Origin of the sequence: uncultured Cardiobacterium sp. (genome assembly GCF_938028185.1) — a bacterium.
Classification (GTDB): Bacteria; Pseudomonadota; Gammaproteobacteria; order Cardiobacteriales; family Cardiobacteriaceae; genus Cardiobacterium.
In genome coordinates this window covers 1-7741 of record NZ_CALJAH010000261.1, presented here as the reverse complement: position 1 = coordinate 7741, position 7741 = coordinate 1, and the positions used below count along the sequence as shown (strand labels likewise).

Below are 7741 nucleotides of genomic sequence, written 5' to 3'. Positions count from 1 at the left end.
GTTGCCGTAGGAGGATGCGCCCGCCGCCGCGCCTTCGGCGATGACCGCCTGCGGCAGTTTGCCGGGCAGGGTGGCGGCGTAGGGCTCGCGCGGGTCGGCGCTGCCGGAAATGCGCAGCGCCTGGTAAACGTAGGCGCGACCGGAGAGCGGGTCGCGGATGGCGCCGCCGATGCAGGTCGCGGCGCCGCCGTAGGGTTCGATTTCGGTCGGGTGGTTGTGCGTTTCGTTTTTGAATTGCAGCAGCCACGGGCGCGTTTGCCCGTCTTCATCGACGTCGATATAGACGGAGCAGGCGTTCACTTCGGCGGAAATCTCCACGTCTTGCAGCCCGCCCTGCGCGCGCTGATATTTGGCGTCGATGGTGGCGAGATCCATCAGCGTGTAAGGACGGGCGGCGGCTTTGTCGCCATAGACTGCCTGCCGCTGTGCTTCGTATCCGGCGAAATCGTCCGCCAGCGCCGCACCGAAATCGGTCTGCGGGAAGGTGATGTCGTGCAAGGCGGTGGCAAAGGTGGTGTGGCGGCAGTGGTCCGACCAGTAGGTATCAAGTACGCGGATTTCCGTCTCGCTCGGCTCGCGGTTTTCCTGGCGGAAATGGCTTTGCACCAGTTGCAAATCGGCCAGCGTCATCGCGAGGCCTTGTGCGGCGTGCCAGGCGGCGAGACCGTCCGCATCAAGCGCGTTGAACCCGTCATAACGCGGCACCGGGTCGGCGGGGTGATGCGGCGGCAGCGCCGTTTCCGCCAAATCTTTCTCGCGGCTGTCGATGGGGTTAATCAGGTGCTGGCGCAGCTTGGCGCGCGCGTCATCATTCAAATCGCCCTCAAACAGCCACGCCTGCGCGCTGGTGACAACGGTCGGCGCGAAGGCATCATCGAGCAGGCGCAGGCATTGCATGGCGGAGTCGGCGCGCTGGTCGAACTGCCCCGGCAGCGGCTCAATGACGAGGGTGAAATCCGCCTTGGGCAGGGCGTCGCGCACCTCATCACTCACCGGGTCGCTGAACACGCGGCTGATGGCAGCAGGCAACAGCGCTTCCGGGCAGTCGTAGAGGTCATACACGGCAAGCCGCCGCACCCGCTGCAATCCGGCGAGATCGAGGCGGGTTTTCAGGCGCTCGGTGAGGGCGTAATCGTCGGCAAATTCGGGACGTTTTTCGATAAAAAGGCGCTGGTGCATGGCGGTTTCCGGGTGAAGTAAAGATGACGCGGATTTTAGCATGGTGGCAGGCGGCGGGCGGCGTCGCGGGGAAGGACGCAATCTGGCAAACTGCGGCCTTCAATCCTCACCATACAACACGCCCATGAGCTGCTGGCAAACCCTCGGCATCGCGCCGACCACCGACGAAACCCTTATTAAACAAGCCTATGCCGCCCGCATCCGCGAACACCGCCCCGACCGCGACCCGGCCGGATTCCGCCGCGTCCGCGCCGCCTATGAGGAAGCGTTGGCACGCTGCCGCGATACCGATGCGGATGCCGTACTCGTAACGACCCCGCCAGCCGAACTTTTCTCTCCCGCGCCGGATGTGGCCAGTGATGATGGCGATGTGTCAGCCGAAGACGTTGTCATCTTGCGCGAGCCGGAAAACACCGCGTATCTTGAGCGCCCCGCCGGGCGTGAGCGCGAACCCGCCGCACACAGTTACCTTGACCGCCCGGCAGCAAGCGGCGAATCTCCGGCAGCACTCCTTGCCCGGCTGCAAACGGCCTGGGCAAGCGCCAACAGCGACGGTGCGCTGCTGATGACCCTGCAAAAACAGGCAGCCACTGTCGCCACACAAAACATTGATTTCCGCCTTGATTACACCACGGCGCTACAAACGCTGCTTGCCGATGCCGATTTTCCCAACAGCCGCGACTGGGTACAAACGCACTATGTCCCCATCCCCGGCAATGACCGTCACCGTCTTGCCGAAAGCATCCGCCGCGACCGCAACCCCGCCGCACGCGATGCCCTGTTGGCACGCTACTATCCGGCGCTTGCCGCCTGGCTACAGCAAGGCGCGCTGCGCCGCTGGTGGCAGTTGCGGCGCGACTGGCTGCTGTGCCACGACAGCGGCCTTGTCTGGCAGGACTGGCAACAGCTGCGCCATGCCAGCGGCGACATCCCGCCCGCGCAATACGCCGCCTGTTGGCCGCCACTGGCCGCGCTGCTGCGCAATTCCAACCCGCTGGCCATGCCGTGGCCGTGGTTGCTGATGTGGTTTGCGCTTGCCAACGTCGCCGCTGTCATCATCCAAAGCCGCCAGCAATATGCCGCCCTGCTGGGCCTTTCGCCAGTCACCGTGCTGATGTGCGCCTTCTGGCTGCCGCTGCTGGGCGGGCATATCTTGCTGCGCGCCAAATGCGCCATTTCTCTTGCCTGGCCGCCGCCGCCCGTGCCGCGCGACCGCATTTGCGGTTTTGCCATTGCCTGCCTGTTGCTCGCCAGCCTGCCGCAGGGCGGCTTCACCCTCGCGCGCACGCTTGCCCTGTGCTGCGGCCAGTTTGCCGTCGTCCTCTGCTGGCTGCGCCTGCCCGCCAGCGACCCCGCTGTCCGCCGCGATTTCTTGAATGATGGCGCCGCCAGTATCATTGCCAGCCTGGTGCTTTATGGCGGCAGCGAGCCGTTTAACCAGCACTGCGCGCCGTTTCTCAACCTGCTCTGTCTGTCCGCCTTCACCTTGCGCCGCTGCCTGACGCAACAGCCGCACCGCCCTGCCGCCGTGTGGCTGCTGCGCCTTGCCGTCACCCTCGCCAATCTGGCGTTCTATCTCCTGCTCTTCGCCGCCTTGGCGCAACTGATTCTGCTTGGTATGGAAGGAAGCGTGCCGCTCGCGGGCTTTGTCTGGCTGATGCTCATTTTGACGCTGGTTATCTTCCACTATGCGACCTGAAGGCCTGTTCAAAAGCCCCCTCCCCTGCAGGGGAGGGGGACTTTGAACAGGCTCTAAAGAACACGACGCGCGCGGGGCGGTTTACGGCGCCTGTGTCGAGAGCCAGGCGGCGACGGCGGCGCTGTCGGCGTCGTCCAGTTGGCGCGCGGTCTGGAACATTCCTTTCGGGTCGGTGCTGTCGTTCGCGCGGTCGCCCTGTTTCCACGCGGTGATTTGTGCGCGCAGGTAGGGCGCGGGCTGGGCGGTGATGGCCGGGATTTTGCCGTCGCCGCGGTTGTCCGCGCCGTGGCATTCGCGGCAGGGTTTGAGGTTTTTCGCCGGGTCGCCCACCTCGGCGAGCTGTTTGCCGCGCGCCAGTTGGGCGGCGTCCGCCGTGGTGCTGTTAGCCGCGGCAGGCGGCGGTAATGCGGCGTAGTAGGCGGCGATGTCGGCCGCCTTGCCTTCGTCCAGCATCATCGCAAAGGTTTTCATCGAGGCGGCGCGGCGCTCGCCTTTTTTGTAGGCGGCAAGTTGGGTGGCGAGGTAGTCGGCGTTGATACCCGCAAGGCGCGGCCAGGAATCGGCACCCGCGCCGTTGTCGCGCCCATTGCCGTCTTCTTGGTGGCAGGCGGTGCAGGCACCGGTGAGTGCCTTGCCGCGCGCGGGGTCGCCGTCAGCAAGGGCAACGGTGGGGAATATGAGGAGTGCAGCGCTGATGATGAGTGAATTTTTCATGTTTGCCTCTCGTGTTAAACTGCATTTGTCATTATCTATGAGCGGAGGACGCGATGAAAAGTAACCCTTTTTCTTTTTTGCTGGATCAGTTGGAGCAGAAAATGCCGGATTCGCTGCGCCCGGTGCAGGCGGAGGTGAAGGCGGCGGCGCGTTCGCTGCTCGATGACAAGCTGGCGCAGTTTGACTGGGTGCCGCGCAGCGAGTTCGAGGCGCAGGCGCAGTTGCTCGCGCAGGCCGAGGCGCGCATCGCCGCGCTGGAAGCGAAGCTGGAGGGCAGGGGTGGATGAGGGTTCGCCGCGGTGTTTTTTCTGTAGGGTGGGGCTTGCCCCACCGCTTGGGTCAAATGTTCTGCATGGGTGGGTCAAGACCCACCCTACTCATTGATGCAGGCAGCATCGGCAGTAGCCATGAATCTCCCCTGCCCCTCGTGGGCGGGGTTTTGTTTGTTTTGGGAAGCGGTGCGCCGGGGCGCACCCTATTTAAGGTGTTTCAAGAAACATCGGCGATAGTAACAAGGAACCCCACCCCAGCCCTCCCCCACAGGGGGAGGGAGCCGTTTTATTGAGGTATTTTTTGATGTGGTATGCAGCTTCTTTCCGGCGGGCACTTTTTCAGTTCCTGCTGCTCGCGTTGATTGTCGTCGTCGCGGTCATGCTTTGGCGCAATACGGCGGCGAATATGGCGGCGCGCGGGCTGGTGTTCAGTTTCGCTTTTTTGGATAACCCCGCCGGGTTCGCGGTCAGTCAGCATTTGTTGCCTTATCAGGAAAGCGACAGTTACGGCTGGCTGTTTGTCATCGGCCTGTTGAACACGCTCTTGGTGTCGCTACTCGCCATTGTCGCGGCGACGCTGGTCGGGGTCGTGGTCGGCGTGCTGCGGGTGTCGCGCAACTGGCTGTTGCGCCAACTGGCGGCGGTGTATGTGGAGGTCTTCCGCAATATTCCGTTGTTGTTGCAGCTTTTTTTCTGGTATTTTGCGGTGCTGACGGTGTTGCCCGCGCCGCGTGCCAGTACGCTGCGCCTCGGCTGCGATGAGGCGGGGTGTTTGGCGGTGTTGAGCAATCGCGGCCTGACGCTGATTGCGCCGCTGTGGCAGTCGGCGGCGAAAACGGCGCTGGCGCTGCTTGTCATCGGTATTGTCTGTGCGGCGCTGCTTGCGCGCTGGAACCGCCGCCGTCAGGCGCAAAGCGGGCAGGTGCTGCGCCTGTGGTGGGCGTATGCGCTGCTCATCGTCGCCCTGCCGCTTGCCGCGTTTGCGCTGCTGGTGGAGCCGTCGCAGTTGTCGCGCCCGCTGTTGCAGGGTTTTAATTTCCGCGGCGGGGTAACGCTGTTGCCGGAGTTGATGGCGCTGTGGCTGGCACTGTCGCTTTATAGTGCCTCTTACATCGCCGAGTATGTGAGGAGCGGCATTGCCTCGGTGCCGCGCGGCCAGTACGAGGCGGCGGAAGCGCTCGGCCTGCCGCCGGCGCGGGTGATGCGTCTTGTCATTTTGCCGCAGGCGCTGCGGGTGATGGTGCCGCCGATGACCAGCCAGTTTTTGAATATTGTCAAGAATTCGTCGCTCGCCACCGCCATTGCCTACCCCGATTTGGTCTCGGTCTTTACCGGCACGGCGCTCAATCAGACCGGGCGCGCGGTGGAGATTATCGGCCTGACGATGGCGGTTTATCTTGCCATCAGTTTGTTGATTTCGCTGGCGATGGGTGTTTATAACCGCCGCATCAGGATTGTTGAACGATGAGTGATTTTTCGTATTTGCCCGACCGACCGCCGCCCGCCTCGGAATTTGGCCTGTGGTGCTGGCTGCGCCGCAATTTGTTTGCCTCGCCCTTGCACGCCGTTTTGACCGTGTTGGCGCTGTATGTGCTTTACCGCATCGTGCCGCCGCTCTTCAACTGGGCGCTGTGGCAGGCGGATTTTCGCGGTTCGACTGCCGCCGATTGTACTTCCGGCGGCGCCTGCTGGGTCTTTATCAAGGTGCGGCTGAACCAGTTTCTCTACGGCTTTTACCCGGAAAGCGAGCGCTGGCGCGTCTGGCTGCTCTTCCTCGGCATCGTCCCGGCGAACTTCCTCGCGCTGTGGTGCTGCGACGGGTGCAAACGCCTGCTGGCGCTGCTGTTCGCGCTGCTCGTCCTACCGGTGTTGTCGTGGTATTTGCTGCGCGGCGGCGTTTTCGGTCTGCCAGAGGTACGGCCGAACCTCTGGGGCGGGATGATGCTGACGCTGGTGGTTGCCTCCGCCGGGCTGCTCTTTTCGCTGCCGTTCGGCGTGTTGCTGGCGCTCGGCCGCACTTCGGATATGCCGTTTTTGCGCGGCGTTTGCGTCGCCTTTATCGAACTGTGGCGCGGCGTGCCGCTGGTCACGGTGCTGTTTATGGCGAACGTCATGCTGCCGCTCTTCCTGCCGCCGTCCTGGCATATCGACAACCTGATGCGCGCGCTGATTGGCGTTGCCCTCTTCGCCTCGGCCTACATGGCGGAAGTGGTGCGCGGCGGCCTGCAAGCGATTCCGCGCGGCCAGTTTGAAGCGGCGGACAGCCTCGGCCTCGGTTACTGGGCGAAAATGCGCCTCGTCATCCTGCCGCAGGCGCTGACCACCGTTATCCCCGGCATTACCAACACCTTCGTCGGCCTGTTCAAGGATACGACGCTGGTTTCCATCATCGGCCTCTACGATTTCCTCGGCATCGTCCACTCCGCCGGACAAGACCCCGCCTGGCTGGGGCATGGCATGGAAGGCTACGCCTTCTGCGCCCTCGTTTACTTCCTGCTCTGCTACGGCATGAGCCACACCAGTTACCGCATCGAACGCCATTTCACCCCGGAGCGCCCATGACAGACGCCATCACCATCCACCGCCTCAACAAGTGGTACGGCAAATACCACGCGCTGAAAGACATCAACCTCAACATCCGCAAAGGCGAGCGCCTCGTCATCTGCGGCCCGTCCGGCTCCGGCAAATCGACGCTCATCCGCTGCATCAACCGCCTCGAAAGCTATCAGGAAGGCGAAATCCGCCTCGATGGCGAGCTGCTGAACGGCAGCGTGCGGCAGACGCGCGACCTGCGGCGCAAAGTCGGCATGGTCTTCCAGCAATTCAACCTGTTCCCGCACCTGACCATCCTCGAAAACCTCACCCTCGGCCCGGTGTGGGTGAACAAACAGCCGCGCGCGCAGGCGGAAGCAGTGGCGCGGCAATACCTGGAGCGCGTCGGCATCCGCGACCAGGCGGACAAATACCCCGGCCAGCTTTCCGGCGGCCAACAACAGCGCGTCGCCATCGCCCGCGCGCTGTGCATGGACTGCGACGTGCTGCTGTTCGATGAGCCCACCTCGGCGCTTGATCCTGAGATGATTAAAGAAGTGCTGGACGTGATGGTGGAGCTGGCCGAAGACAGCAAAATCACCATGCTGGTGGTCACGCACGAAATGGGCTTTGCGCGCACCGTCGCCGACCGCATCGTCTTCATGGACAAAGGCGAGATTCTGGAGCGCGCCACCCCGGAAGACTTCTTCACCAAGCCGCAACACCCGCGCGCGCAGGAGTTCCTGAGCCAGATACTGTTGCAGACGGCTTGAGGCGGGGGCTACGATGCGCGGGTTGCTTGATGCAGCAGCATGGTTGCCGTCGCTTCGGGCGTTGGACGGCAGGGCATCGCAAGATGCCGAAATCCGTCGCGGCAACGTGCTTTCGCTTTCATAAAAAATCCCCGGTGATGCCGGGGATTTTTTTGTGCGGGATTCAGTTACCAAAAAAGAAATCAATGATGCTGTCCCAAATGATGTCGATGAATACCTTTCTTAACAGCCAAAGGATAGCGCGGAGAATTGCCAGGATTGCTTCCACGATAAAGCGCAATACGGCAATGATGGCGTCAAGGATGGCTTTGAGAATGGACATGGTGATTTCCTGTATCTGCTATTTTTTACCGTTATGCTTTATCCGCTTTTTGCCAGAATTTCAGGCGGATTTTTTTGTTGCCATGCACGGCAGAAAGGAGGATGCAACCTGTTGGAATCATGGAAAAGACTGCAACCATGAGTGCCAGTAACAAGCAATTACCCTTTGCGCCGGTTATGGTACACATAAGCATGATAAACAGACAGGCTACGGCATAAATGATGGCAAGCGGCAGTATTTTTGTTTTTCG

8 protein-coding genes and 1 pseudogene are annotated in these 7741 nt (G+C 62.3%); 5 read left to right on the top strand and 4 right to left on the bottom strand.

The window, feature by feature from the left end:
- Positions 1-1179 (bottom strand): annotated as a pseudogene (locus Q0349_RS07625) (phosphoribosylformylglycinamidine synthase); the annotation flags it as partial.
- A gap of 124 nt (positions 1180-1303) precedes the next feature.
- On the opposite strand from Q0349_RS07625, the gene Q0349_RS07620 reads away from it, so the two are divergent.
- Positions 1304-2878: a J domain-containing protein gene (locus Q0349_RS07620; RefSeq protein WP_298080271.1), complete on the top strand. Its 1575-nt coding sequence runs from the start codon at positions 1304-1306 to the stop codon at positions 2876-2878.
- Between the two features lie 81 nt (positions 2879-2959).
- On the opposite strand, the gene Q0349_RS07615 is transcribed toward Q0349_RS07620, so the two are convergent.
- A complete protein-coding gene (locus tag Q0349_RS07615) occupies positions 2960-3592 on the bottom strand; it encodes a c-type cytochrome (RefSeq protein ID WP_298080270.1) in 633 nt (210 codons plus the stop codon).
- A gap of 53 nt (positions 3593-3645) precedes the next feature.
- On the opposite strand from Q0349_RS07615, the gene Q0349_RS07610 reads away from it, so the two are divergent.
- The 4 genes from Q0349_RS07610 to Q0349_RS07595 all read left to right on the top strand — a co-directional run bounded on the left by Q0349_RS07610 (position 3646) and on the right by Q0349_RS07595 (position 7169).
- Positions 3646-3879, top strand: coding sequence for an accessory factor UbiK family protein (locus tag Q0349_RS07610; RefSeq protein WP_298080269.1), 234 nt, complete (start codon positions 3646-3648; stop codon positions 3877-3879).
- A 289-nt stretch (positions 3880-4168) separates the two neighbouring features.
- Complete coding sequence (locus tag Q0349_RS07605; protein WP_298080272.1) at positions 4169-5332, top strand: ABC transporter permease subunit; 1164 nt, start codon at positions 4169-4171, stop codon at positions 5330-5332.
- Positions 5329-6426, top strand: a complete 1098-nt coding sequence (locus tag Q0349_RS07600; protein WP_298080268.1) for an amino acid ABC transporter permease — start codon at positions 5329-5331, stop codon at positions 6424-6426. Before Q0349_RS07605 ends, Q0349_RS07600 begins: the two co-directional genes overlap by 4 nt.
- Complete coding sequence (locus tag Q0349_RS07595; RefSeq protein WP_298080267.1) at positions 6423-7169, top strand: amino acid ABC transporter ATP-binding protein; 747 nt, start codon at positions 6423-6425, stop codon at positions 7167-7169. Before Q0349_RS07600 ends, Q0349_RS07595 begins: the two co-directional genes overlap by 4 nt.
- A 163-nt stretch (positions 7170-7332) precedes the next feature.
- Here the strand turns inward: Q0349_RS07595 and Q0349_RS07590 are convergent, their stop codons facing one another.
- Together Q0349_RS07590 and Q0349_RS07585 are read right to left on the bottom strand one after the other, a co-directional pair.
- A complete protein-coding gene (locus Q0349_RS07590; RefSeq protein WP_298080266.1) occupies positions 7333-7491 on the bottom strand; it encodes a hypothetical protein in 159 nt (52 codons plus the stop codon).
- Positions 7492-7522: 31 nt separating this feature from the next.
- Positions 7523-7741 (bottom strand): hypothetical protein (locus Q0349_RS07585; protein WP_298080265.1); only part of this gene is annotated, 219 nt, incomplete at its 5' end.